24 protein-coding genes and 1 pseudogene are annotated in these 25529 nt (G+C 61.1%); 8 read left to right on the top strand and 17 right to left on the bottom strand.

Annotated elements, in window-relative coordinates:
* Window positions 1–484 precede the first annotated feature (484 nt).
* Entirely contained in the window at window positions 485–1444 is a 960-nt protein-coding gene (locus LPB73_RS28040; RefSeq protein WP_231078907.1) for a DUF3108 domain-containing protein, read from the bottom strand.
* A gap of 373 nt (window positions 1445–1817) precedes the next feature.
* Between LPB73_RS28040 and rpmB the strand changes: the two genes are divergently transcribed.
* The gene (gene rpmB, locus LPB73_RS28035) at window positions 1818–2120 is read left to right on the top strand and encodes a 50S ribosomal protein L28 (protein WP_089267758.1); all 303 of its coding nucleotides are present in this window, start codon (window positions 1818–1820) and stop codon (window positions 2118–2120) included.
* A gap of 106 nt (window positions 2121–2226) precedes the next feature.
* Here rpmB and LPB73_RS28030 read toward each other — a convergent pair whose 3' ends face one another.
* From LPB73_RS28030 to LPB73_RS27995, 9 genes and pseudogenes are all read right to left on the bottom strand, one after another.
* A complete protein-coding gene (locus LPB73_RS28030; protein ID WP_231078906.1) occupies window positions 2227–2700 on the bottom strand; it encodes a nucleoside 2-deoxyribosyltransferase in 474 nt (157 codons plus the stop codon).
* Entirely contained in the window at window positions 2701–4347 is a 1647-nt protein-coding gene (locus LPB73_RS28025; RefSeq protein ID WP_231078905.1) for an SIR2 family protein, read from the bottom strand.
* 6 nt (window positions 4348–4353) lie between these two features.
* Window positions 4354–4707 carry a hypothetical protein gene (locus LPB73_RS28020; protein WP_231078904.1) on the bottom strand — a complete coding sequence of 118 codons (354 nt, stop codon included), beginning with the start codon at window positions 4705–4707 and terminating at the stop codon, window positions 4354–4356.
* Window positions 4708–5169: 462 nt separating this feature from the next.
* A pseudogene (locus LPB73_RS29265) lies at window positions 5170–5562 on the bottom strand (DUF6884 domain-containing protein); the annotation flags it as partial.
* Between the two features lie 3 nt (window positions 5563–5565).
* The gene (locus LPB73_RS28015) at window positions 5566–6189 is read right to left on the bottom strand and encodes a 7-cyano-7-deazaguanine synthase (protein WP_256461231.1); all 624 of its coding nucleotides are present in this window, start codon (window positions 6187–6189) and stop codon (window positions 5566–5568) included.
* Between the two features lie 336 nt (window positions 6190–6525).
* Complete coding sequence (locus LPB73_RS28010) at window positions 6526–6858, bottom strand: helix-turn-helix domain-containing protein (RefSeq protein WP_231078902.1); 333 nt, start codon at window positions 6856–6858, stop codon at window positions 6526–6528.
* 283 nt (window positions 6859–7141) lie between these two features.
* Entirely contained in the window at window positions 7142–7408 is a 267-nt protein-coding gene (locus LPB73_RS28005) for a hypothetical protein (RefSeq protein WP_231081272.1), read from the bottom strand.
* A gap of 330 nt (window positions 7409–7738) precedes the next feature.
* Window positions 7739–8392: a dihydrofolate reductase family protein gene (locus LPB73_RS28000; protein ID WP_231078901.1), complete on the bottom strand. Its 654-nt coding sequence runs from the start codon at window positions 8390–8392 to the stop codon at window positions 7739–7741.
* A 60-nt stretch (window positions 8393–8452) separates the two neighbouring features.
* Window positions 8453–8896: an SRPBCC family protein gene (locus LPB73_RS27995; RefSeq protein ID WP_231078900.1), complete on the bottom strand. Its 444-nt coding sequence runs from the start codon at window positions 8894–8896 to the stop codon at window positions 8453–8455.
* A gap of 65 nt (window positions 8897–8961) precedes the next feature.
* Between LPB73_RS27995 and LPB73_RS29140 the strand changes: the two genes are divergently transcribed.
* Window positions 8962–9201 carry a DUF2283 domain-containing protein gene (locus LPB73_RS29140; protein ID WP_349768816.1) on the top strand — a complete coding sequence of 80 codons (240 nt, stop codon included), beginning with the start codon at window positions 8962–8964 and terminating at the stop codon, window positions 9199–9201.
* A gap of 365 nt (window positions 9202–9566) precedes the next feature.
* Entirely contained in the window at window positions 9567–9902 is a 336-nt protein-coding gene (locus LPB73_RS27990; protein WP_231078899.1) for a PepSY domain-containing protein, read from the top strand.
* 222 nt (window positions 9903–10124) lie between these two features.
* On the opposite strand, the gene LPB73_RS27985 is transcribed toward LPB73_RS27990, so the two are convergent.
* Window positions 10125–10757: an HAD-IA family hydrolase gene (locus LPB73_RS27985; RefSeq protein ID WP_231078898.1), complete on the bottom strand. Its 633-nt coding sequence runs from the start codon at window positions 10755–10757 to the stop codon at window positions 10125–10127.
* 280 nt (window positions 10758–11037) lie between these two features.
* A complete protein-coding gene (locus LPB73_RS27980) occupies window positions 11038–11964 on the bottom strand; it encodes an AraC family transcriptional regulator (RefSeq protein WP_231078897.1) in 927 nt (308 codons plus the stop codon).
* 349 nt (window positions 11965–12313) lie between these two features.
* Between LPB73_RS27980 and LPB73_RS27975 the strand changes: the two genes are divergently transcribed.
* The 3 genes from LPB73_RS27975 to LPB73_RS27965 all read left to right on the top strand — a co-directional run bounded on the left by LPB73_RS27975 (window position 12314) and on the right by LPB73_RS27965 (window position 17649).
* Entirely contained in the window at window positions 12314–13063 is a 750-nt protein-coding gene (locus tag LPB73_RS27975) for an SDR family NAD(P)-dependent oxidoreductase (RefSeq protein WP_231078896.1), read from the top strand.
* Window positions 13064–13303: 240 nt separating this feature from the next.
* Window positions 13304–14794, top strand: coding sequence for a sensor domain-containing diguanylate cyclase (locus LPB73_RS27970; protein ID WP_231078895.1), 1491 nt, complete (start codon window positions 13304–13306; stop codon window positions 14792–14794).
* A gap of 125 nt (window positions 14795–14919) precedes the next feature.
* The gene (locus tag LPB73_RS27965; RefSeq protein ID WP_231078894.1) at window positions 14920–17649 is read left to right on the top strand and encodes a bifunctional diguanylate cyclase/phosphodiesterase; all 2730 of its coding nucleotides are present in this window, start codon (window positions 14920–14922) and stop codon (window positions 17647–17649) included.
* A 68-nt stretch (window positions 17650–17717) separates the two neighbouring features.
* Here the strand turns inward: LPB73_RS27965 and LPB73_RS27960 are convergent, their stop codons facing one another.
* Genes LPB73_RS27960 through cobS form a run of 4 tightly spaced genes read right to left on the bottom strand, consistent with a single transcriptional unit; the run spans window position 17718 to window position 22155 of the window.
* Window positions 17718–18770 (bottom strand): esterase-like activity of phytase family protein, encoded by a 1053-nt coding sequence (locus LPB73_RS27960; protein ID WP_231078893.1) that lies wholly within the window; start codon window positions 18768–18770, stop codon window positions 17718–17720.
* A 51-nt stretch (window positions 18771–18821) separates the two neighbouring features.
* Window positions 18822–20723: a cobaltochelatase subunit CobT gene (cobT, locus tag LPB73_RS27955; RefSeq protein WP_231078892.1), complete on the bottom strand. Its 1902-nt coding sequence runs from the start codon at window positions 20721–20723 to the stop codon at window positions 18822–18824.
* Window positions 20724–20732: 9 nt separating this feature from the next.
* Entirely contained in the window at window positions 20733–21143 is a 411-nt protein-coding gene (locus tag LPB73_RS27950; RefSeq protein WP_089267772.1) for a GNAT family N-acetyltransferase, read from the bottom strand.
* Window positions 21144–21147: 4 nt separating this feature from the next.
* Window positions 21148–22155 (bottom strand): cobaltochelatase subunit CobS, encoded by a 1008-nt coding sequence (gene cobS / locus LPB73_RS27945; RefSeq protein WP_068729504.1) that lies wholly within the window; start codon window positions 22153–22155, stop codon window positions 21148–21150.
* A gap of 297 nt (window positions 22156–22452) precedes the next feature.
* Between cobS and LPB73_RS27940 the strand changes: the two genes are divergently transcribed.
* Window positions 22453–23103 carry a DedA family protein gene (locus tag LPB73_RS27940; RefSeq protein ID WP_231078891.1) on the top strand — a complete coding sequence of 217 codons (651 nt, stop codon included), beginning with the start codon at window positions 22453–22455 and terminating at the stop codon, window positions 23101–23103.
* 139 nt (window positions 23104–23242) lie between these two features.
* Window positions 23243–24205, top strand: a complete 963-nt coding sequence (locus LPB73_RS27935) for an acetyl-CoA carboxylase carboxyltransferase subunit alpha (protein WP_231078890.1) — start codon at window positions 23243–23245, stop codon at window positions 24203–24205.
* Between the two features lie 285 nt (window positions 24206–24490).
* Here the strand turns inward: LPB73_RS27935 and LPB73_RS27930 are convergent, their stop codons facing one another.
* The gene (locus LPB73_RS27930) at window positions 24491–25438 is read right to left on the bottom strand and encodes a GlxA family transcriptional regulator (RefSeq protein ID WP_231078889.1); all 948 of its coding nucleotides are present in this window, start codon (window positions 25436–25438) and stop codon (window positions 24491–24493) included.
* Window positions 25439–25529 lie beyond the last annotated feature (91 nt).

Genomic DNA, 25529 nt, shown 5'->3' with positions numbered 1-25529 from the left:
CCGCGCTTTTTGATGGTTTGGAACGAGTCCGGAACGAAAGCGGCCCGAATCGGTGACTCGGCACCTCCCTGGCCGCATCACCCCAACATCTCGCGCTGACATTCTCCGAGACTGACTAGATCAAGTTTGTGACAGCGCAACAAGGGCCGACAAATCCCCGAAGTTATGAACAGCGCACGGACTCCGAACCGGCTTTGAGTCAAGCCGGGATCCTGCGCAAATCCTGCGGCGCGTTTGCGACGATGCTGCGATGGCGCACTTTGTCTTGCGGCAATCCTGCGGCAGCGTCCCGTCTCGGTCCCTCATGGTGAGGAGCGCGGCTTCGCGCGTCTCGAACCATGAGCTGGCGGGGCCGGACTTGCATCGATCCCGGGCGAATGACTTTGCCATTCGCAGGAGACGCCCCGAAGACGGGGCTCCTCAGGATGAGGCCGGATGGGTTGCCTCCTTTGAACGTGTCCTCGCGCTCCGCTCGTTCGTCGACTCAGTTCGTCTTCGCCACGGCCTTGGCCGGCGCGGGGGTGGTGACGAATTCGGTGGCTTCCAGCATGGCGACGCCGAGCGGGGTCGGCACCACCATGCGATAGGGCACCAGCACGCGGGTTCCGGCGATCGGCACCAGGGTCACTTCGATATTGCGCTGGGCGGCAAGATATTTGATGGCGGCGCGGTCGGGCACATAGCCCGCGATCGGCGTGAAATAGACGGCGCAGACGATGGCAGGTCCGCGATAGCCCTTCTCGGCCTTCACGCTTTCCATGCGCTTGTAGTCGAGCTTGAGATCGTAGCGCATGCGGCCGTCGAAGATCGACGCGCCGGTGCGGCACGAATCCGGCGTCAGCAATTCGCCGGTGCCGCCGACGCGCATCAGCGAGCCGGTCATCGGATCGATCACGTTACGGCGATGCGCATCGGTGATCGGAATCTTCTCGGGATCGAGCGGCGGCTCCGGCTCGATGGAAAACTCCTTCACATAGCCCGGCGTGATCAGCATCTTGATCGTCTCGGACTTCTTAGCGGAGGTGGTGACGGCCTGATAATTCGACGGCACCAGCGCGCCCGCGACCACGCGGCCGGTGGACTGGCCGGAGCCCGAGCCGCCGGCAAATGCCTTCAGCAAACCTGCGGTGCCCCCACTGGCGGTCGCGGAATACTGGTCTTCATTGATGTCGATGGCCCACTGGCCCTTGCCCACCGCGATGCCGGCGAGGCTGGCTTCATATTTGGCTTCGAGCTTGCCGCCGGCCAACACCGCCTGGGCGGGGGCCTGAACCGGCACGGCGGCCGGCGCCTGGCCTTGCGTCTGGCTTTGGATCTGGCCTTGCGCCTGCGCCGAGGCCTCCACCGGCAAAACCGGCAGCATCAGGCCCGCGGCGACGGCGAAACGCGCGCCAAAACCCGCAAATCGTACTCTTGCGGGCGCGGCGGTCCGCGGGGTCGTCACCGGTCGGGTCACAAAGCTGGGCGTGCGAAGGCTCACTTGCTGATATCACCTGGTCGGCGATCCCCCGGCCAAAGGCCTAGGGCCGCATCGCTCAATTGGGCTGGAGCGACCTGTTTCCGGCCCGAATACGTCGTTTATATGATGGGAACCGCGCCAGATTCCATGTGGTTTCCGCTCGTAGGACGGGCTATACAGCCCCCGAAAGCGCAGGCTTTTGCCGGTTTTGCCGCGACTTTCGCTGGCCGGATATCTTGACGATCGCGGCCAAGCCCCCTATACGTCCGCCACTCCTGAAATGGACGTGATTTTTGACCCCCTGCCCGGCTTTGGGCTCTTCGCCTTTTAGCTGCGGGGATGACAGAGGATTTTCGCCATGTCTCGGCGCTGTGAACTGACACTGAAGGGCCCCCAGGTGGGCCACAAGGTGAGCCATTCGAACATCAAGACCAAGCGCCGGTTTCTGCCGAACCTGGTCAATGTGACCTTCCTGTCCGACGTGCTCGGCCGCGGCGTGCGCCTGCGCGTGTCGGCGAATGCCGTGAAGTCGGTCGACCACCGCGGTGGCTTCGATGCCTATCTGATCAAGGCCCGCGAGAGCGAGCTGTCGCAGAAGGCCGTGCTGCTCAAGCGCGCTATCGAGAAGAAGAAGGCCGAGACCGCAGCAGTCGCGGCCTGAGCCTGACCCGCCGCTCAACTTGAGCGGACTGAAATTTGAAAACGGCCGGATCGCAAGATCCGGCCGTTTTTGTTGTTTGAACTTACCTCTGTGTGTCGCCCTAACTTTAACAGGCTCGACTTGCCTCACGGCAGCTGGCTCGATCCAAAGCGCTCTTGATCCAAGTTAGCAATTCTTCCTCTGAGCCCGCGATTCCATTTAGCCCTTGAGAGATCATGGGATTGTTGCCAGTAGGCAAAGCGCGCCTCACATCCGTCTGAAGGCCAATACACCTCGTCTTGAGCGCGAACAAAAACCCGATTTCGAACGCGACTCCATCATCGACTACTGCTCCATCGAGGACCGCCACCGCCATCGACGCCCTTGCCATTGCTTCTGTGTCTTGAAGAAACACGCGGCGTTCGGCAACTTGTTGAGAGACGCCGGCGGACAACATATCGACCAACAACGCGCCGTTTCTTTGCGGCAAGAACACCTCAGCTCCGAGCAATTCTATCTGGTGTACAAGCCGCGCGTTAAACGCGCGCTCTCTTTCGTTGAAAAGCGGCGCAGCAAAGTAAACAGAGAATCTCTCAGACATTTACTCCTCTCCTGCGAAGTGCCGCAGATGCTCTGAAATATTTGCTGGCTCATAGTCAGCCAAAAATATGACCTTCGCAATCTCGCGCGCGACCTCCGCGGCGTCCCGTCCTCGGGTACATACTGCTGTCTTTTCTACGCGGTGATACACCTCGTCAATATCCTCCAACAACCCCTTCAACTCTCGATTTGACCAATACTTGTGCTTCAAACTATTTCGAAGCTTCAACTCATCGAAATCGCAGTCGAGCAGAATCACGTGCCCGGCCTCAATCGGAATAGATTTGTTGTTTGTGATGGTTTGGAGCAGCTTCTGGGCCTTGCTTTGCCTATCTCCTGGGAACGTCAATGGGTCGAGAGGACATCGGTCCACTATGTGGATTCCTTCTCGGCAATCCTTTAGCGCATGGTTCTTCTTCATGAACTGCGTGGCAATCCAACCATCCAAATCGGACACAACCTCTTCATCAACCTCGCTTTGGGGCTTCGCTAGCTCCGGCAGCCTCTCATCGATCCACTCATCGTACGTTATCAGATTTCGAAAATTGCTTGCCGCCGTGCTTTTACCAGCACCAATAGAGCCTATTACGTAATAGACATACTTGCGCTTCTCTGGCGGGAATTTCTGATCAAACTCTTTAACTGGCATTCTGATCAATTCAGCCAGCGCTCTAATTCCAGAGGCATCCAAGAAGATCGTAAACAAATTATAAGACGAGAAATTTGCGTCAAAGATCGTCTTGCGAGCGTCCTTCGAAAGCCCATCAGTTTGAACGAAATAAACGAAGTAGTGAATATGACCGGGATTACTCACAGCGTTCTGACGCAACATGCTTTGGAGCGTCGCGTCGTCAAGTGAAAGGCCGATCAATAGACAGGTATTGCGAAAGAGGTGATTCGAAAGATGAACGTATCGTCCGTGCGCGGCGCTAAGGAGCTGATCCTGAAATGCGTCATTCGCGAAAACCACCTCCGCGCTCGTTCCATCGTCAAATTTCGACGGGATAAATCCATTCGGATGGTAGACTACGCCCGAGTTGTTCTGGAACTGCGCGCTTGGCTGGTCTGCGACTTCATAACCTCTCGTTGTTAGCTGCTCATCCTTCGTTCGAGAATTTATTAGCAACTTCTCCAGAGTATCATCGAAATTGTAATTAACGGTGAGCGGAGACTCTTTAATAATCTCCGTGAATGCGGTCAGGTACGGGTGCTTGTCTATATCTTCTGTACGCTTGGATGCATCCACATCCTTATAGAGCTCACGGTGAATAATACGGAGCCAATCGCTCTTAATGCGATGCTCCTCTAACAACGGCACTGAGCCTGTCAGCCGTTTCTTCTTAAGCTGACGCGACCGAAAATGTTCAAAGATTATGTGCGATTGCGTGGCCTGAGAGGCGACATTCGAAACTCCCTGCCTGATTAAATCCTTGATTTTTGATTTTGCTTGAACACTGGGGTTTGCCGCAATCCGCGAAATCAATCCTCTCCAATCAGGGAACCCCAAATCTTTGCTAACCCCAGAACCAAAAACGAGGCCCAGCCTTTGACGCTGTCTCTGTGCACGCAGATGAACCACAGCTTTTGAATGGACATCCATCAGATTGGAGCCATCACATTTATCCTCATGAACCTCAGACGCCGCCATGTTTCCTCACCGCCCCGCAAAGAGATTCAGTTGTTCTTTTTCTTGATTCGCGATCACATCGCCCCATCCAGATGGAGCGATAGAATGTGTAATGGGGGAGGCCCCAGGCTCCATGGCGTCAATATAAGCTTCGAGGACACCTAGAAATTCAGGCGCGGGACGATAGAAAAGATGGTCCAAATTCCAGAGACCGCTTGCGGCTATCCTCCAATCGCTGCTCTCATTTCCGAGCCAATCCGCATTAGGTTGCCGCTTGGTCCCAAGAAGATTTGCTCGCGATAACAGGCCGATGATGTTGCGTTCAAGGTACGCGCGATCACTTCGCGGCCCTGGCGCGTCGGACACGTCGAGCCATAGCATGCGCATAGCGCCTATGATTTCTGAAACTCGCCTTTCGAGATGAACTTCATTAACTCGGATATCTGCAGGCGCGGACTGTCCGACCCCCCACGAATCAAGTGACCAAGCGGCATCCTTTTCAGACCGAGACAGCGCCCTACCGACGTGAGCACGGAAGATCGAAGATCGGTGGCTCCCAGCCCCCAGATTGGTCCCTCTGTGCGTGCTAATGCGATCCCAAAGAGTGGTACGCGATCCAAGACTTACCGCATGTGTACCGACACGAGTTATGGTTGAATTCCGCTTAGGACCAACCGTTTCCGTAACAAAGTATAATCCGCGCTCGGGCCAATCTTGGCGTCCACTGCATTCTGAAATTTGCCGGCCACCTTTCTGCAGCCTGCTGAGTCGTTGCATCAATTTGATGAAGTGAGGCAGCGTTGCTTCCAGCTCTGCTTCGCCATTGAGCTTGCGCAAATGACTTAGGCGCTCCCCTAGCGAACGGTCCCCTAGAGGAAATTCGAGTCCGTACCCTCGGAGTCTCAGAAAATCCCGAAGCGGTCGCGAATAATCTGCACCGGAAAAAAATACGAGTCTGTCTCGGGGCTTAGCTATCTCTATAATCGCGTGGGAGACGCGATCTCCCCATGCCTTCCGGGAAACCGCTGACATGTGCTTCAACGTCATTTCATAAGGGTCTAGTCGAGCTCCAAGCTCAACTAACCCATGCTTGGCAGATAAAATGTAAACGCTCTTCGAACGATCTAAGGCAGCAAGCAATGACTTCCTATAAAGAGCCGACACATAGAGCGCCGCGGCCGTACTTGATCGAGACGCCTTTGTTTTTGCACATGCAACGAGTGCAATATCTGCCATTGTTCAGTCTTTCTGCCACGCGTGAGCATGCAGGCGGCAAGCATCGCACTCATGGCAAGGAACAACGGCGCCTTCTTTTAGCTGTGGCCGATAGCAACTCCAGGTGTCCCACTCACCAAGGCCCAATGAACGGGCTTTCTCAGCAATCTGTCGCTTGCTCAGGTTCAGCAATGGGGCACTCACAACAAGGCTCGGATCCGCTATAGCAAGCGTGGCCTTGAACGCATCAAAGAACTCAACCGTACAGTCTGGATAGCCCGAGAAATCAACGCAATTCAGACCGATTTGCACTTCGTCAGCTTGCACACCAGCCGCGTGCGCCGTAGCGAGAGCTAGGAAGGAAAGGTTCCGCCCGGGCAAAAATGCAGGCGATACTGAAGCCTTCATTTCAAGAACACTACGGTTAACGGGGATCTCTCGTTCAGGCTTATTCCACTTTACTTGAACTACATCACGACGCACCCCAAGCGCTGCGCAGTGCTTCTCAGCAAACATCATCTCGACTCGGAGTCGCTGACCATAGTCGATGCCGAGGCTTACAACTTCATTGCCAGCCTTATGAGCTGCATATAGGCAAACAGTGGAGTCCATGCCTCCGCTATGCAAGACTAAAATCCGGCGGTGCATAATGGCCTCCCGATAACCCCTCAGCAGATGCGCACAGTTATGCTCAAAGGAATATACCTGCGACTCAAGACGCTCCAACGCTGTCGGACCTTAGAGCTCCGCTTCAGACGGCGAAAGGCGTCGTCTTACGTACAGGTTTGGTTTTAGGAGAGCTGCAACCATACGGTTGTGGATAAACCTAGAGTTTTGCGCACCAACTCTCCAAGCTTTGACGTAACGCACCTCGCGTGTCCCCACAACATCGCCTCATTTCCTGCGAGAACGAGGCGCAGCGTGCATCGTTCTTAACCCGGTTGCGCCGCACGGGGCGCGCGCAACTCACGGCTCTTATCGCAATCAAAGAATCGCCTCAAAGCCCTTGCGGCGGATGACATCGAGCAGCACCAGCGTCGGTCCTTTCGGACTTTCCGTGCCGCGCTCAAGCCTGGAGACATAGCCGACTGTCAGCTTCAGGTAGCTTGCAAACACCGCCTGGCTGAGATTGGCCTGCTCACGAAGTGCCTTGATGTCCTCGCCCGTCAGTTCAGCCGGATCTGCAGGAGTGGCGGCACCGCCGAGGTGACGCATCGTGATCTTGTCGCGGACAACGTCTGTCAGAACACCGCTGGCGTGCATGTCACGCGCCGTTTCCAGCAGCTCCAGGGTCAGGCGGGTGTTGCCCTTTGTCACGCGTGTTGTCCCGGCCTTTTTGCCGGCCGTCATCGCCCGCTTTTTCGCGCCCTTTGTTAGTTGGTTTTTTTAGCTGTCGAGGTCCATCGCGAACCTCTCGTCTGATAGAGATATCACGGGATTGGTAACATTGAGCAGATGGATCGCCCGTCTGTCATGAGCCCCTCACCGCCGCGAAGACGCGGCACCTCTCCCCGGCGGGGAGAGGTGCGGCACCGCCCTGATGTGCACGCGAAGCCCTTTCGAAAATGAAAGACGCGGCGATATCGGTACGAGGTGCCGGTCAACGAAGTGAGCGAGCGGTTTCGGTCCGGGTTGGTGCCGTCGCGGTCGTCATTTCCGTCCGCGGTGCCAGAACTCTCAGCTGATGCAGAGACGCCGTGGAGGTTGGCGCTGCCGACTGTTCCTGGACGTTCGCAGCTCCCAGCACGCGAACCTGCACCGCCGATATCGGCAAACCCGCCGATCCATAGGTCGGCAACTCCGCAGCGAAGCCGGCGCAGCCACCCGCAATCGAGATCACGGCCGCGACGGCGATCGATAAGGTCATCTTCACTGTTAATCTCCTCGTAGGATTGAACGAGGAGCCTAGACTTCTTTTGCTGCATTGCACAGTTCAATACCGCATTGCAACATTGCAGTTTCCGCGCATCGCGCCAGCCAGCCCCGGCCTCCCGAGGCTGCCCCGGCGCGACCTGAGGTGCTTTACGAATATTCCGATCACAGACTGCGACGAAACGCTCATCATCGATCTGGTGGTCTCGGCACTTCCCTACGCCAAACGGACCATCGGTTCCTCATGTCGTGGATCGCGCCGTTACCGAACGCCTTCGGCAGTTCGACGACATGGCATTTTGGGATCGGTTTCTGGCGCCGTTTCTCATAGCGGTTTGTGCTTTCGCGCGAATGTCATGTGTGCGACCCCGCCGGGAGAGGATGTCGTCTCGATCTCGTAGTCCTTCTCGAGACCCTCCACGCCATCCCACAGGCGCACGCCTCGGCCGAGCAGGATCGGAACCACCACGATGTGCATGTGATCGACGAGCCCGGCGGCAAGGAAGTCGCGGATCGTGGTGGGACCTCCGCCGATGCGCACGTCCTTGCCGGCCGCAGCCTCGCGGGCCGTCTCAAGGGCTTCGGCAGGCGAAGCGTCGATGAAGTGGAACACCGTGCCACCCTCCATGTCGATCGATGCGCGCGGACGATGGGTGAGGACGAAGACCGGCGTATGGAACGGCGGGTTGGGACCCCACCAGCCTTTCCAGTCCGGATCCTCATGCCATGTGGGAGGACCGAACTTCCTGGCGCCCATGATCTCGGCGCCGATCCCGGGCGCGAACAGCCGCAGGAACGCGTCGTCGATGCCCGCCGTGCCGCCGGGCTGGCCGAGCATCTGGCGACCCCATCGGGTCGCGAACATCCATTGGTGCAGCCGCTCGCCGGCATGGCCGAACGGCGCGTCAAGGCTCTGGCCTTCGCCGGTGGCGAAACCGTCGAGCGAGACGGAGACATGTTGGACACGGGCGAGTGACATGGCTGGCGCTCCTTCCTGCTGTTGATTGAATTTCCCCAAGCCGTTCCGGAAGCAACGGCGCTACTGGTTGATCTCGGGCTCGACCAGTTTCGTGAGCTTGCGCAGGGATTCCTGCCAGCCGAGATAGCAGGCCTCGGCCGGGATCACGTCGGGTACGCCCTGCTGCTCGATGTTCACCTCCGTGCCGACAGACACGGCCTTCAACGTCACCGTGACCTTCATCTCGCCCGGCAGGTTGGGATCATCGAAGCGGTCGGTGTAGACGAGACGCTCACCGGGAACGAGCTCCAGATAGGTCCCGCCAAAGGCGTGACTGCCGCCCGTGGTGAAGTTCCGGAATGACATCCTGTGATGGCCACCGACCCTCGCATCCAGCTCATGGACGGTGCATGTGAATCCATAGGGTGGGAGCCAGCTCGCAATCGCGTCAGGCTCGAGGAACGCGCGATAGAGCTTCTGCGGCCTGGCGGCAATGACGCGATGCAGACGGATCGTGCTGGGCATGGGCTTCTTCCTGTGGCTCGGTTACTTCGGTTGTCGTCCGGCGGGCAGCTTCCGCCGCCCGATACATCCATGACGAACGGGCCCGCCAGGCTCCGACATCTCAGCGGAATAAAAATCCTGACAGTCTCTATATCGCGCTGAAGGATGCGCCCGGCGCCAGGAGCCGGGAAATCGTCGCAGGGTTGGTGGTCGATCTCGACGCCAACGGCGATGTGGTGGGCTTCGCTATCGATCAGGCATCCGGCAAGCTCGACCTCACGCGAATCGAGACGTTCGCGCTGCCAGCGGTGAGCGCAGCAGAGTAAGCGCAAGGCCGCTCACCCGCGCGCGAGAGCGCGCGACCTCTCCCCGGCGGTGACGCATCGTAATCTTGTCACGGACACCGTCTGTCAGAAGACCGCTGGCGTGCATGTCACGCGCAGTTTCCAGCAACTCCGCCGTCAGGCGGACGTTGCGGTTTTTCACCAACACTTTGCCAGCTTTCTTTGTCATCACTGACCTCGACCAAAAATCTCATTCGTGAGAGTGCTGATGTGCTGCTGCCAGTATAGCGCATCACCGCTTTTCCCGCACCAAATCGCCTCATTTCCTCCGGGAACGCAGTGCAGCGTGCACCGTTCTTAACCCGGTTGCGCCGCATGCGGCGCGTGGGACAGATGAGGAGATTTCGATGCAACAGATTTTGAAGAAGGCCGTATTTTCGAAGGCCTTGCTTCCGCTGGCACTGGCGGGCGCGCTCGGTGCGGCTGCGCCGGCTGTCGCCGCCGATGTCTATATGCGCCAGCCCGCGCCGCGCGCGGCCATGGTGCCGGTGCCATCCGGCCCGCTGACGCTGCAGGATGCGCTGGCGATCGCGTCGGGGATCGGCGTGGTGACGGTGCAGAACACCCATTTCGACGACAACGAATGGGAGATCGAGGGCCGCGATCAATACGGCAAATGGATCCAGGTCGACATCGATGCGCGCACCGGCGAAGTGCGCCATGTGGACCGTTCGATTATCTGATCGGGTGGGAAGTGAGCAAGCGGCGCGCGATGAGCGCGCCGTTTGTTTTTGTGTAGTGCTGGTGAGTGAGACGCGCCGCGGCTGGTAGACTCCCTCCCCCTTGCGGGGAGGGTCGGCCGATAGGCCGGGGTGGGGGTGCCACACGTGACATCAGAGCTTGGGGCACCCCCACCCTGACCCTCCCCGCAAGGGGGAGGGAACACTGCTGTCCGCGTTCGCGGCTTACGTCAGCTTCAATCCCGTCGCGGCTTCCAGTTCGGCCAGCGCCTGCGCGGCGGATGTCACCTTGATCGTGGTCATGCCGAGTTCGCGCGCGGGCTTGAGGTTGACGCCGAGGTCGTCGAGATAGACGCAATGTTTCGGATCGACCGACAGTTTGTCGGTCATCATCGTGTAGATGCGCGGATCGGGTTTGCGCAGGCCGATCTTGGCGGATTCGATGACGTGATCGAACAGCACCATCACCTCGGCCACATAGAGCGCGCGGCCATCGGTGGAGCCCATGGCATTGGCCGGCAGGTTGTTGGTGATGCAGCCGGTCTTGAACGCCGCCTTGATGCGGCGGAGCGCCTCGACCATCTCTGGGCGGATCTCGCCTTTCAATAGCTTGACCACATCGCGGCCGGGCACTTCGGCGCCGAGCGCTTTGGACTCGGCGGCGAACAGCGCATCGAAAGTGGCGAGATCGATTTCGGCGCGCTCGAATTTCGCCCAGGCATTCTCGAAATGGTTGTCCGCATTGGTGCGGCGGATGATGTCCTTCGGCAGGCCATGGCTCTGCTCGTAATGCGCAAAGGCCTCGAAGGGCGAGGAGGTGATCACCCCGCCGAAATCAAAGATCACCGCAGAGATCATGTGTTTCCCTTGTTGTTGCTTCGTTGTCGTGCGTGGCCGCGCGCGCTTCACACTCCGACGTCATACGCGGGCTTGACCCGCGTATCCATCTTTACTGAGCTTGACCATCAAGGTGGATTGCCGGGTCATCTAGCGAAGCTCGCTTCGCGCTGCCCGGCAATGACGTGGGGAGAGTTGGCAGCGTCGCCGAATCGAGGGCAGCGGAGCTTGCGGAAAGTCCCCCTCACCCGGCGCTTCGCGCCGACCTCTCCCCGCAAGCGGGGCGAGGTAAAGAAGGCCGTCACCCCGCGACGCGGGCCTCGCCGCCGAGTACCGGGCCGCGCGCACTGCCGACATCGCGGATCGGGGGCTGGCCGTAGAGCCGGGCATATTCGCGGGAGAATTGCGACGGGCTCTGATAACCGACCGCATAGCCGGCGCTGCCGACATCGAGACGCTCGACCAGCATCAGGCGGCGCGCCTCATGCAAACGAAGCTGCTTCTGATACTGCATCGGCGTCATCGCGGTGACGGTCTTGAAATTGTGATGCAGCGAGGACTCGCTCATGCCGACGCGGTCGGCGAGATCCTCGATGCGGAGCGGGCTGGCATAGTTGCTGCGCAGCCAGGAGATCGCCTTGGCGACCTTGTTGCTCGGGCTTTCGGCCAGCGCGATCTGGCGCAGACGCGCGCCGTAAGGGCCGACCAGCAGGCGATACAGCACTTCCTGTTCGAGCAGCGGCGCCATCACCGGAATGTCCTGCGGCCGGTCGAGCAGGCGGAGCAGCCGCAGCGTGGCGTCGAGCAGATCGGCGGAGGCCTTGGCAACGACGACGCCGCGCTCGGGGAGCTGCGGATGGGCGGGCGCATCGGCATGGCCGTTGCCGAACCGGCCGAGCACCTCCTTCAACAGTTGCGGATCGATGGCAAAGCCCATGCCGAGATGCGGCTGCGCTTCCGAGGCCTCGACGATGCAGGACGACATCGGCAGATCGAGCGACACCAGCACATAATCGCCGGCGGCATAGGTGTAGGTCTCGGTGCCCAGTTGCAGCCGCTTGGCGCCCTGCGCCACGAGGCCGAAACACGGCCACTGCGCGGTATGCACGAGCTGCGTCGGCTCGGTCTGCCGCTTCAGATAGAGGCTGGCGAGGCCGGTCGGATGGTCGCTGCCATTGGCGGCGTAACGGGCAATGATGTCGGCAATCTCACGAATCGTCTCGGTCACACGCAAACCCCTCAAGCGGCAGGCCTTTTATGCCGACGTGTATCTAGGTGCAGTGCCGTGGCAGGGAAATGGCTGCGGGATCACTTTTGCAGGATCGTGCAAAACAGATGCAGGATCGCGCTAACGCCGACGCGGCTGCATTTGCGATAACAGCGTCAGCCACAGAGCAGATCGGCGAGCCGCCCGCGGGCCTCGGATCTGCCAGGCCATACGGGTATCGGGTCGAACTCCCCGCCTTGCGCGTCCAGACTGTTGTCGGGGCGCGATCACGCCCGGATCGATTCCGCCTCAAAATCTACGCACACGACTGACGATCAAGACAGACATCATCCAGATCTAAGGACATGCCATGACAAGACTGGCAGGAAAAGTTGCGCTCGTGACCGGCGCCGCGGACGGCATCGGCGCGGGCATTGCGCGGCGCTTCGGCGCAGAAGGCGCGGCAGTAATCGTGCATCACGCGGACGATCCCCGCGGCGCGGCGCGCGTGGTCGCCGAAATCGTGTGGCGCGGCGGCCGCGCCATTGCCGTGCAGGGCGACATCGCCCGCTGGCCGGACGTGCGGCGGCTCTATGAGGAGATCGCGGCGACCTTCGGCCGGCTCGATATTCTCGTCAACAACGGCGCCTTCGCGCGCAGCGAAATAGAGGACGTGGTGTCCGAGGACGAGTTGCACCGGCAGCGCGAGCTGAAGGTGTTCGGCGCCATGCTGCTGTGCCAGGAGGCGGTGCGGATGTTCGGCGTCGCCGGCGGCAGTATCGTCAATCTCACCGCGCTCGACGGGATTCCGACAGCGCCCGCATCACTGCCGGACCCCGGCGCCGACGCCGCCATCGATGCCATGACGCGCGGGCTGTCGCGCGCCTATGGCACGCGCAACGTCCGCGTCAGCACCATCGCGCCCGGCATGCTCGGTCCGGAGGAACCCGCCGCCATCGACGTGCTCGACGGCAGCGTGCGGAACCGGCAGTTCATCGCTTTGCCCGCTGCGCGCAACCACACAACCGAAGGCATCGCCGACATCGCCGTGGCGCTGACCTGCGACGACAGTGCTGATCGTTCCGGCCGCGACATCATGGTGGCCGGCGCCATGCGGTGACCCCGGGAACCCGCTTTCCAGGTTCCTATCGACCTTATGGGCGTGCCTGCGCGGCACGCCCATATTTCTTTTTGCGCATTCGCCGACCAAAGCGTCTCGATTTCTTTCACATCCTATTAACCGCCCGTCACAAAACGGCGAAACGAAACTGTTGATCACCGCGTAGCTGTCAAAGAATTACCGGTTCTGATGCTATGCGTCGGTGATTGTAACGCAGTCCTTTTTGATCGACGAAAGCCAATGCTGGCCCGTAATACATCCGAGACGACCCGCCGGATCTCCCCGCGCTGGCTGCTGGCCGCTGCGGCGATCGTCGTTGTCGGATTCACAGTCATCTGCGGCAGCGTGCTGATGAGCATGCGGCGCGGCGACGAGAAGCTGGCGCACCAGACACTCGGCAACCTCGCCTCCAGCATCGATGCCGATGTCGCCCGCAATGTGGAACTCTACGACCTCTCGCTGCGCAACGTGGTCGGCAACATGACCGAGCCGGAACTGGTCGAGATTTCGCGGCCGATGCGGCAACTGATCCTGTTCGACCATGCCGCCACCGCGCGCCACTTCGGCGCCATCCAGGTCACGGACGTCGCCGGCAATGTGACGCTGGATTCGTCGACGCTGGATCCGAAGCCGCAGAATTTCGCCGATGAGGAATTCTTCAAGGTCCACAAGCGCGATCCGCTATTCGGCCTCTATATCTCCAAGCCGATGCTGCATCAGGGCAGTTACGGCATCGTGCTGAGCCGCCGCATCGCGGCGCGCGACGGAACTTTTCTGGGCATCGTCGCCGGCTTCATCCGCTACAGCTATTTCCACGAGATCGCCGATCGCCTGCAGCTCGAGCCGAACGACGTCATTTCCGTCATCCGGCAGGACGGCGTGTTGATCATGCGTGCACCGTTCGACATGGAGATCATCGGCCGCGATCTCAGCCGGGTCCCGGGCGTACAGAAAGCGCTGGCCTATTTCTCCGGCTTCCATATCGGCGATTCCGCCACTGACGGCGTGCGGCGTCTTTTTGTCTGGCGTGAAGGCTCGCACCCGCTGATCGTGATGGTGGGGCGGTCCACCGACGTGATCTTCGGCCAGTGGCGCAAGGAAGCGCTGCAGATCGGCGGCGCTATGGCCGCGCTCGGCCTGATCGCCTGTGCGCTGATGCTGATCCTGGCGCGCGAGATGGGCAAGCGCGGCGAGATGGAAGACAGGATGGCGCGCCTCGCCATGACCGACGGCCTCACCGGCCTCGCCAACCGACGTCATTTCGACGTGGTGATGGATAAGGAATGGCAGCGCGCCCAGCGCGCCCGGGCACCGATCTCGCTGCTGATGATCGACGCCGACCACTTCAAGGTGTTCAACGACAATTTCGGCCATCAAGCCGGCGACCTCGTTCTGTGCGGGATCGCCTGGAGCATCGCCCGGCATGCCAAACGCGCCAGCGATTGCGCCGCGCGCTATGGCGGCGAGGAATTCGCGCTGATCCTGCCGGGCCTCTCCCTGGCCGACGCCATCGAACTCGGCGAACGGATCCGCGTCGAAGTCGGCCATCTCGAGCGCGACGGCATGACCACGACGACGATCAGCGTCGGTGCAGCGTGTCTCGTGCCGTCATCGCTGACCACGTCGAACGACCTGATCAGCAATGCCGACAGTGCGCTCTATGCCGCAAAAGCGCACGGTCGCAACCAGACATGGCCGGTCGCACCGCAGCAGAAAAGCCTTGCGGCGTAAGCAGATACCATTTGTACGGTTGTAATTAACCCGCGGTTCACCTGACTTCCTAACGCGTCTTCCACCCTTGCTCGGGTATTCCTATGCACGAGGGGTAGGAATTCATGCGGCTGCTGGGGAGGCGAATGACGAACGACGTGCGCGTTTCAGCGCCGGGCGCCGCCGAGCATGGCGATGGGCGCTCGACGACACGCCGCGCGCCGGTGCGCTGGCTCGTGCTCGTTGGCGCCGTGCTGATCGTCACCATTGCCGCCGGCACGGCGATGACCGTGAACAATTTCCGTCAGCGCACGATCGACAATTCCAATCGCGAACTTGAAAACACCGTGCTGCTGCTCAGCCGGCATTTCGATCAGCAATTCCAGGATCTGCAGCGCATCCAGAAGAGCCTCACGGCTCATCTTCTCGCCAATGGCGTGATGTCGGTCCACAGCTTCGCCAGCAGCATGTCGAGCTACGAATCCCACATGATGCTGAAGTCGAAGGTGGATGATGAATTCGTCAACGACATCACCGTTCTCGATGCGGAAGGCCGTCTGGTCAACTGGACAGGAGCCTGGCCCGGGCCGGATCTGGTGCTGGCCGACCGCGAATATTTCCAGAAACTCAAATCGCAGACCTTCACCCAGGACGAAGAGATCGTGCAGCCCGTCCTGAGCCGCATCACCGGCCGGTGGAAAACGCTGTTCGCACGTCGCATTACAGGGCCCAAGGGCGAATTCTTCGGCATCGTGACGCGTAGCGTCGAACCGCAGCAATTCGAAAAATTCTTTGCCTCCGTCTCGCTCGGCGAGAACGGGACCATCGCAATGTTCCACCGCAATGGCACGTTGCTGGCGCGATACCCGCAGACGCCCTCGTCGATCGGCAAGGTTTTCAATAGCGGCCCGCTGCTGCAGCATCTGCGCTTCAGCGACGCGCCCGCAACCATCCGCACCGTCAGCCCCATCGACAATATCGATCGGCTCGGCTCGATCCGCCTGCTGCAAAACTTTCCGGTCGCGCTGGTCGCAACCACGACGGTCGAGGGCACACTGGCCAACTGGCGCGACCAGACCAAATTTCTCGTGACCCTCGCGACGCTATCGGCCCTGATCCTGGCAGGCCTGCTATATCTGATGATCCGTCACATCCAGCGGCAGAACCGTGCAGCACAGTTGCAGATGACGCTGGAGAAGAACCGCCTCGACACCGCCATCAACAACATGACACAGGGCCTGCTGCTGTTCGATGCGCAGGCGCGCGTAGTGGTTTGCAATCAGCGCTATCTTGATATGTACGGACTGTCGCGCGAGGTCATCACACCCGGCCGTACGTTCCGCGACGTGATCGCACATCGCAAGGAAACGGGCTCCTTCGCTGGCAGCGTTGACGCCTATGTGGCGGAAGTGTTGCCCGACGTCGGGCGGTCGCACATCCAGATCATGCAGACCGCCGATGGCCGCACCATCCAGATTTCGTCGCGACCGGTGGCCGATGGCGGCTGGGTCGCGACCCATGAAGACATCACCGAGCGGCGCAATGCCGAGGAGAAGATCGCGCATCTGGCGCATTACGATGCGCTGACCGACCTGCCGAACCGCACGCTGTTCCGCAACGAACTCGAACGCGAATTGAAGCGCGTCGCGCGCGGCGCGCAATGCGCGGTGCTCTATATCGACATCGACGAATTCAAGGGCATCAACGACTCGCTCGGCCATCCCGTCGGCGACGAACTGCTCAAGGGCATTGCACTGCGGCTGCGCGGCTGCGTGCGCAGCTCCGACGTGGTGGCGCGGCTCGGCGGCGACGAATTCGCCATCGTGCAGACCGGTGTGGAGAGCCATTCCGATATCACGGATCTTGTCGGCCGCATCTATGATGCGATCCGCCAGCCATTCGATTGTCTCGGCCACAGCCTGCTCACCGACGCGTCGATCGGCATCGCGCTGGCGCCGCGCGACGGCGCAGACCTCGATACGCTGCTGAAGAACGCCGACCTTGCGATGTATGGCGCCAAGGCCGACGGCCGCCGCACTTTCCGCTTCTTCGAGCCCGAAATGGATGCGCGGGTGCAGGCCCGCCGCTCGCTGGAGCTTGAACTGCGTCACGCCGCCGGTGATGGCGGCTTCGCCAAAGGCGGCTTCGAAGTCTATTATCAACCGCTGCTGACGCTGCGCGACGACGCCATCGTCGGCTGCGAGGCTTTGTTGCGCTGGCGTCATCCCGAACGCGGCATGATCTCCCCGGCCGAGTTCATTCCGGTCGCCGAAGATATCGGCATCATCAATGAGCTCGGCGAATGGGTGATGAACACCGCCTGCGCCGAGGCTGCCAGCTGGCCCGACGACGTCCGGGTGGCGGTCAATGTCTCGCCGGTCCAGTTCCGCTGCGCGTCGCTCGCCCTGAAGGTGACCTCCGCCCTCGCCGCGTCCGGACTGCCGGCGCGGCGACTGGAGCTCGAAATTACCGAGGCCGTGCTGATCCGCGACGACGAGATCGCACTGGAAATCCTGCACGGGCTGCGCGAGATCGGCGTGCGCATTGCACTAGACGATTTTGGCACCGGCTATTCCAGCCTGAGCTATCTGCAGCGCTTCCCGTTCGACAAGATCAAGATCGACCGCTGTTTCGTGACCGATATCGCCGATGCACAGGGGTCGTCCTCGATCGTGCAGGCCGTGGTCAATATCGCCAGTTCGCGCAACATGACGACGACGGCCGAAGGCGTCGAAACGCCCCGGCAGAAGGAGCTGCTGCGCGCGCTCGGCTGCACCGAGATGCAGGGCTATCTGTTCAGCCCCGCCAAGCCCGCAGCAGAATTGCGGGATCTGTTGATCGCGCATCAGGCCAAGCAGTCCGAGGCTGCGGCCTGACCTCCCATAGCGTTTTCGAGCGAAGTGGATGCCGGTTCGCATTAAGAAAACGCGTCAGAACCAAGACTCTATTCCAGCAGCGTGAACTGCATCAGCAGAGTTCGCTGCAGCATCGAGAAATTGTCGTCCGAGATCAGCGTCAGCACTGTGTCGCCCTCCGGCGTCACATGGACATCGAGCCCTTCGAAATTGTCGATCTCGTAGCCGAGATCCGCATCGAAGATGGTGGGACCGTCGATGACGGCCTCCGGCACGATCGATGCGAGGGGAATGCGGCGGATGCGGACGCCGGTGTCGCCGAACAGCGAGAACTTGCGTTCCAGCAACAGCAGATCGCCGGAGGGCAGCAGCGCCGCATCGCTGATATCGTAATTTTTGGTGCGGCGGACCGAGAAACTTGCCGGCACCTTGCCGCCGATGATCCAGGCCGCAATATTGCCGGCGCTGTCTAGCCCGCGCTCCGAGATCGCCAGCAGCATGCCGGCCAGCGGCGAGGTCTTGAACCTGTCCCTGCGCACCATCACCAGCGCTTCGAGACTGCCGTTGCTGGGCAGCTTGCGCATGCCCGGCGGCTGCGGGATCGGCTCCCCCCGGGCGCGCACGCCATCGCGGCCGAAGTCGAATTTCAGGATCTGATGCACGCGTTCGAGGCCGATATAGACCGTCGGTCCGTCCACCGCGATGGACTCGGTGTCGTACCAGCCGCGCGCGGTGATCGGCCTGCCGTCGGCGCCCAGCATCGGCGCCGCCTCGACATCGACAATGCCGACCATGGTATCGCCGCTATAGGCGATCTTGCCGGTGAACCAGTTGCCCTTGTCGCTGATGGCGATGAAACCCTCGCCCTTGTCGTCCAGGCGAAGACCGGAGATGCCGCCGAAGTCCTTGTAGCGCGACGTCAGGACCAATCCGCTGCGATATTGCAGCGACCCGAACCTTGTATGCGCGCGATCACGCGTATCGAAAGCCGGGATCGGCCGCGCTTCGATCTCGATCGACACCGGCGCACGCGCCGATGGCGTTGCCGGCACCGGCACGGGCTGCGCACGGGCAAGCGACGGCAGCGCGGCTGCTGAAGCCGCGGCTGCAAGAAAGTGACGACGGGTGAGATGAGCGGTCAAGCGATGGCCCTGGAGGATGGGTAGAGCAAAGCAAAACCCATCCTGTAAAGCCTAATGCGTCTTGCGTCGCCGACCATGGGTCGGTGCCGGCCCTGCCGTTTCGCTGAACAATTCAGCCAGCTTCTCGGTGATGGCGCCGCCGAGTTCTTCGGCGTCGACGATGGTCACGGCGCGGCGATAGTAGCGCGTCACGTCGTGGCCGATGCCGATGGCGATCAGTTCGACCGGCGAGCGGGTCTCGATCTCTTCGATGATGTGGCGCAGATGCCGCTCCAGATAGTTGCCGGGATTGACCGACAACGTGCTGTCGTCCACCGGCGCGCCGTCAGAGATCATCATCAGGATCTTGCGCTGCTCGGGACGACCGAGCAGGCGCTTGTGCGCCCAGTCGAGCGCCTCGCCGTCGATGTTCTCCTTGAGCAGACCTTCGCGCATCATCAGACCCAAGTTTTTGCGCGCCCGGCGCCACGGCGCATCCGCCGACTTGTAGATGATGTGGCGGAGATCGTTGAGGCGGCCGGGATTGGCCGGCTTGCCGGCGCCGAGCCACGCCTCACGCGACTGCCCGCCCTTCCAGGCACGCGTCGTGAAGCCGAGAATCTCGACCTTGACGCCGCAGCGCTCCAGCGTCCGCGCGAGAATATCGGCGCAGGTCGCAGCCACGGTGATTGGGCGCCCGCGCATCGAACCGGAATTGTCCAGCAGCAGCGTCACCACCGTATCGCGGAAGGTCGCTTCCTTCTCATGCATGAAGGACAGCGGATGATGCGGGTCCGTCACCACGCGCGACAGGCGCGCGGGGTCGAGGATGCCTTCTTCAAGGTCGAAATCCCAGGCGCGATTCTGCTGCGCCATGAGCTTACGTTGAAGCCGATTGGCCAGGCGCGCGACCACGCCCTGCAAGTGCGCGAGCTGCTTGTCGAGATAGGAGCGCAGCCGCTCGAGCTCGTCGTGATCGCAGAGGTCTTCGGCCGCGATGACTTCGTCGAATTTCGGCGCGAAGGCGTGATATTCTGGACCGCGCGGCTCGTTCGCGCCGCGCGAATTCGGACGCGTAGCTTCGCCGGGCGTTTCGTCGTCGCCCATCTCGCCGTCTTCGTCGAACGTGTCCGATGCAGACGCCTGCGCGCTCTCCATCGAGCTGTCAGACATTTCGTCGGACGACTGCTGCGCCTGATCGGCGCTCATTTCCTGCGACGCGTCACTCTCCGGCGAGCCTTCGGCACCGGCCTGATCGTTCTCGCCCTGGCGCTCGTCGTCCTCGCTCTCCTCGTCATCCGGCTCGGCATTGCGATCGTCGCCGAGCTCCAGCGCTGACAGCAGGTCATGCACGGCATCGCCGAACTTGGCTTGGTTCTCCGCGAACCGATCAAGCTGGTCGAGGCGATCGCTGATCTTGTCTTCGAGAACCGGCCGCCAGAGGTCGACCATCTTCTTCGCGGCGGCCGGCGGCGCCATGCCGGTCAAACGCTCGCGCACCAGCATCGCCAGCGCATCGGCCAACGGCGCATCGGCGCGGTCGGTGATTTCGTCGAACTTGCCGCGATGGAAATGATCGTCGAGCATCGCCGTGAGGTTCTTGGCCACGCCGGCCATGCGGCGCGACCCGAGCGCTTCCACGCGGGCCTGCTCGACGGCTTCGAACACGCCGCGCGCCTGTGGATTGCCCGGCATCAGCTTGCGATGAACCTTGGGATCGTGACAGGCGAGTTTGAGCGCGATCGAATCCGCGTGGCCGCGCACGATGGCGGCGTCGCGCTTGCTCATTTTTCGCGCGGGTTCAGGAAGACGGGCTTTGCCCGGTGAGAGACCCGGCCGCTCGGCCGCGAAGGTCACTTCAAGCTCGGGCGCTTTGGCGATGGCGCGCAAACACGACGTCACCGCGCGCTTGAACGGCTCGGTCGGCGCTTCCTTGGAGCCGGGGCGGAATTTGTTGGTCGTCGTCGTGCTCATCGCCAGTCCCTACAGCGCCTTGGTAAACCAGTGGCGCGTCACGCCGCCTGGATAACCATCGATGGTGCCTAAAGCTTCATAGTCACAGGCGCGGTAGAAGTCTGGCGCCTGAAAACTCATCGTATCAACATAGGCACGCACCGCGCCGAAGTTTCGCGCTTGATCCTCGATCGATTCGATCAGCGCCTTGCCATGACCCTTGCCGCGAAACTGCTGATCGATCCAGAAGAGCTGAATGAACAGCACGGTCATCCAGACTTCGCCAACAATGCCACCGACGACCTCTTTCTTGTCGCGCAAAGAGATGGCGAAGCTCTTGTGCTTCTGCTTCCCCATCTTCTCGACATTGTAGCGAAACAGGCCACCTTGAACCGCGCGCTTGGTTGCTCCAATCGTGCGCTCCACGGTGACCTTCGCCATCACATCAGCTCAGCGCCACATTCACCGAGCTTTCCGCCAGCTCTGCATTGAAGCAGCGCTGATAGAATTCGGCGACCAGCGGACGCTCGAGTTCGTCGCACTTGTTCAGGAAGGTCACGCGGAACGCGAAGCCGATATCGTTAAAGATGTCGGCATTCTCGGCCCAGGTGATCACCGTACGCGGGCTCATCACCGTCGACAGATCGCCATTGGCGAAGGCGTTACGCGTGAGATCCGCAAGGCGCACCATCTTGTTGACGATGTCGCGGCCCTCGGGGTTCTGATAGTGCTTGGCCTTCGCCAGCACGATCTCGACTTCCTCGTCATGCGCCAGATAGTTCAGCGTGGTGACGATCGACCAGCGATCCATCTGGCCCTGATTGATCTGCTGCGTGCCGTGATAGAGGCCCGACGTGTCACCGAGACCGATGGTGTTCGCGGTCGCAAACAGACGGAACGCCGGATGCGGCTTGATCACCTTGTTCTGGTCGAGCAGCGTCAGGCGGCCGGAGACTTCCAGCACGCGCTGAATGACGAACATCACGTCCGGACGGCCGGCGTCGTATTCGTCGAACACCAGCGCGACATTGTGCTGCAGCGCCCAAGGCAGAATGCCGTCACGGAATTCGGTGACCTGCTTGCCGTCGCGGACCACGATGGAGTCCTTGCCGACGAGGTCGATACGGCTGATGTGGCTGTCGAGATTGACGCGCACACACGGCCAGTTGAGGCGGGCAGCGACCTGCTCGATATGGGTCGATTTGCCGGTACCGTGGAAGCCCGTGACCATCACGCGGCGGTTGCGCGAGAAGCCGGCGAGAATGGCAAGCGTGGTGGCGCGATCGAACCGGTAATCGGGATCGGTGTCCGGCACATGCGGATCGGATTCGGAGAAGGCAGGCACTTCGAGGTCGGAATCGATGCCGAACAACTTGCGCACCGACACCATCTTGTCGGGAATGCCAATCAACGCGTCGGTCTTTTCTTGCAGTTTGGTCGAGGCGGCGGTCATCAATCCTCCGTGGTCCCGGATATCCCGAAACCAGTCTAGTAATGGCTGCGGATGGGGTGCTTTGTGGAACGTATCAGAGAGCCGCGGCTGGACAAAGCCCAGCTCTTCATCAAAGTTCCCGAATGTTATCATCGAGATAGGTTCTAACGGCAATTTTTGGAAGTCTGCCCTGCGAATCAGCCGATGCTCCGGGTCGATCAATTTGCAGCGGTATTTGGGGATCGAACGGCGCGGCCGGCCATTTCAATCATATATGCGGTCAGTTGGCTGAGGCACCCCGCGCTGGATCGGAATTTCGTGACGTCCTTCATCGATTCCCTGACCCATTTTGTCGCCGCGCATGCCTGGCTGGGCTACCTCACTATTTTCCTCGCTGCCTTGCTGGAAGCCGTGCCGGTGCTCGGAACATTCATCCCAGGCACCACGATCATTCTGGCGCTGAGCGCCCTGATCCCGGCAGGCGACCTCGATCTGGTGGCGGTGCTGGCGGCCGCCGTGGCGGGCGCCGTGCTCGGCGACGGGAGCGCATTCTGGATCGGGCATGTCCGGCAACGACAACTGCTCGACGCGTGGCCGCTTTCGAATTATCCGGGCGTGGTGGCGCAGAGCGAGGCCTTCTTCCATCGCTTCGGCACGCTGGCCGTGTTCCTCGGCCGCTTCGTTCCGCCCATCCGCGCTTTCGTGCCGGTCACGGCCGGAGCATTGGGGACCGCACCGGCGAAATTCTATGCCGTAAACATCCCCGCAGCATTGCTCTGGGCGCCGGCGCACGTGTTACCCGGCGTGCTCGCAGTGTCGGTGCTGGACCGCTATGGCGGCATTGCCGGCCTCGAAGGCCAAGCCAAACACTACTGGATTCAGGCCGTGATCGTGGCGGCCGTGCTGGCCGGCGCCACCATCTGGTGGTGGCATCGCCGCAAGCGCAACACAGCAATGGAAACGTCATAAAAAGGCGCTTGAACGTTGAAATATCTCTTTGATTTTTCAAAGTAAATGACACCTTCGCGGCTTGACTTGCAGCCCCGATTGACTTGAAAAGCCTTCACCGGCAGTTTCGCCCGCCGTCCGTCCTTCCCATATCCAGTGAATGTCCGAACCCATGCGCAGCTATCTCGACTTTGAAAAGCCCGTCGCCGAGCTGGATTCCAAGATCGATGAATTGCGCACGCTGGCCGCCAGCGGCAGCGACATCGGCGAAGAGATCGTGCGCATCGAGGACAAGGCCGTCGCCGCGCTGCACGAGCTCTATGCGAACCTGACGCCGTGGCAGAAGACCCAGGTCGCGCGGCATCCGCAGCGCCCGCATTGCATGAATTACGTGGAAGCGCTGATCACCGAATTCACGCCGCTCGCCGGCGACCGCAAGTTCGGCGAGGATGAAGCGCTGGTGGCCGGCTTCGGCCGTTTCCGCGGCGAGAGCGTTTGCGTGCTCGGCCAGGAAAAGGGCAACACCACCGAGAGCCGCCTCAAGCATAATTTCGGCATGGCCCGCCCCGAAGGCTACCGCAAGGCAGTTCGCCTGATGGAGATGGCCGACCGTTTCAACATTCCCGTGCTGTCGCTGGTCGACACCGCCGGCGCCTATCCCGGCATCGGCGCGGAAGAGCGCGGCCAGGCTGAAGCCATCGCACGCTCCACCGATGCCTGCCTCGGCCTTGGCGTTGCCAATGTCGCTGTGATCATCGGCGAAGGCGGCTCGGGCGGCGCCATCGCCATTGCCACCGCCAACAAGGTGCTGATGCTGGAACACGCCATCTACAGCGTGATCTCGCCGGAAGCGGCATCGTCGATCCTGTGGCGCGACTCATCCAAGGCGCAGGAAGCCGCGACCAATATGAAGATCACGGCGCAGGATCTGCTGCGCTTCGGTGTGATCGATTCCATCCTGAAAGAGCCGCCGGGCGGCGCCCACCGCGACCCCACCGCCATGATTGCCATCACCGGCGACGCCATCGCCCAGGCTTTCAACGACATGCGCGGCATGGACGCGGCGACTATTCGTCAGCAGCGCCGGCAGAAGTTTCTGGATATCGGCCGCAAGATCGGGTGAAGCCCGTCAGCAGACAAACAAAAGCCCGTCTTCGTTAAGAAGGCGGGCTTTTTGTTTGCAGCAGAGCTCTGATCCCCTCTCCCCCGCGCGGCGCAGCCGCGAAGGCGGGAGAGGGTGGATCGAACGCACGGCAGTGCGTTCGAGACGGGAGAGGGGGTGGTGCGGACCGGAAGGACCGAGCTTTTAGAAAGAGCCCTCTCCCGCCTTCGCTGTGCTCAGGCACCCTCTCCCGCGGCGCGCGGCTGTGCCGCGCTGGGGGAGAGGGGAAGCGAAGAGCTTCTCTGCTCACGCGTCCATCTGAGACCGCGCATTTCGGCGGATCACCTGCGGCGGCTGGCCATAGGCGCGCAGAAATGCGCGGCGCATGCGGTCACGATCGGCAAACCCCGTCTGCTGCGCGACGGTGTCGATGGGATGCCGGCTCTGCTCCATCATCAACCGCGCGACCTCTAGCCGCAGATGCTCGACGGCCTTGGCGGGCGATTGGCCTGTCTCGGCGTGAAAGGCGCGGCTGAACTGCCGCGGGCTCAGACTCGCAGCATCGGCGAGATCATTCACTGTCAGTGGCTTTTGCAGATTGTCTCGCGCAAAAGCGAGCGCCTTCTGGATACGGTCCGACTTCGGCGCCAATTCCAGCAGCGCGGAAAACTGCGACTGACCGCCGGCACGGCGGTGATACACGACCATCTTTTTCGCGATGTTGCGTGCGACGTCCTCGCCGAGATCAGCCTCGACCATCGCCAGTGCGAGATCGATGCCCGCGGTCATGCCGGCCGAGGTCCAGACCGGACCGTCATTCACGAAGATGCGGTCTTCATCGACCCTCACTTTCGGAAATTGCTTCTGCATGTCGCGCGCATAGAACCAGTGCGTGGTCGCGCGCCGTTGATCGAGAATGCCGGCTTCGGCGAGCACGAAGGCGCCGATACAGATAGACGCAACACGCCGCGCATGTTTGGGCGCCTGTCGTACGAAATCGATCAGGCCGGGCGTCGCGGATTCGACCGTCAGACCGCCGGCAATGATCAGCGTGTCATAGGCATCAGCCGCATTGAACGGTTCGGTGGTCAAACTCATGCCCAGCGAGGTGCCGACCTGACCGCCCCGCTCCGACAACACATGCAGATCATAGGTGGGCGGATCGGTCAGCATATTGGCCAGTTCAAAGACCGACATCGCCGCAAGGCTGATGGGCGAGCACCCCGGGGAAACAACAAGGCCGATGCGCTGCATGTGTTCGCTCCCTCAAGACAAAACGTCCTAAAACGCCGCTTATATGACATTTGAGACATGAGCGCGCAAGACTAGGTTTCCTGACACGGCC

Origin of the sequence: Tardiphaga sp. 37S4, assembly GCF_021044645.1 — a bacterium.
GTDB lineage: Bacteria > Pseudomonadota > Alphaproteobacteria > Rhizobiales > Xanthobacteraceae > Tardiphaga > Tardiphaga robiniae.
Note: the sequence above shows the minus strand (reverse complement) of the source record. Positions and strands in the feature narration are given on the sequence as shown.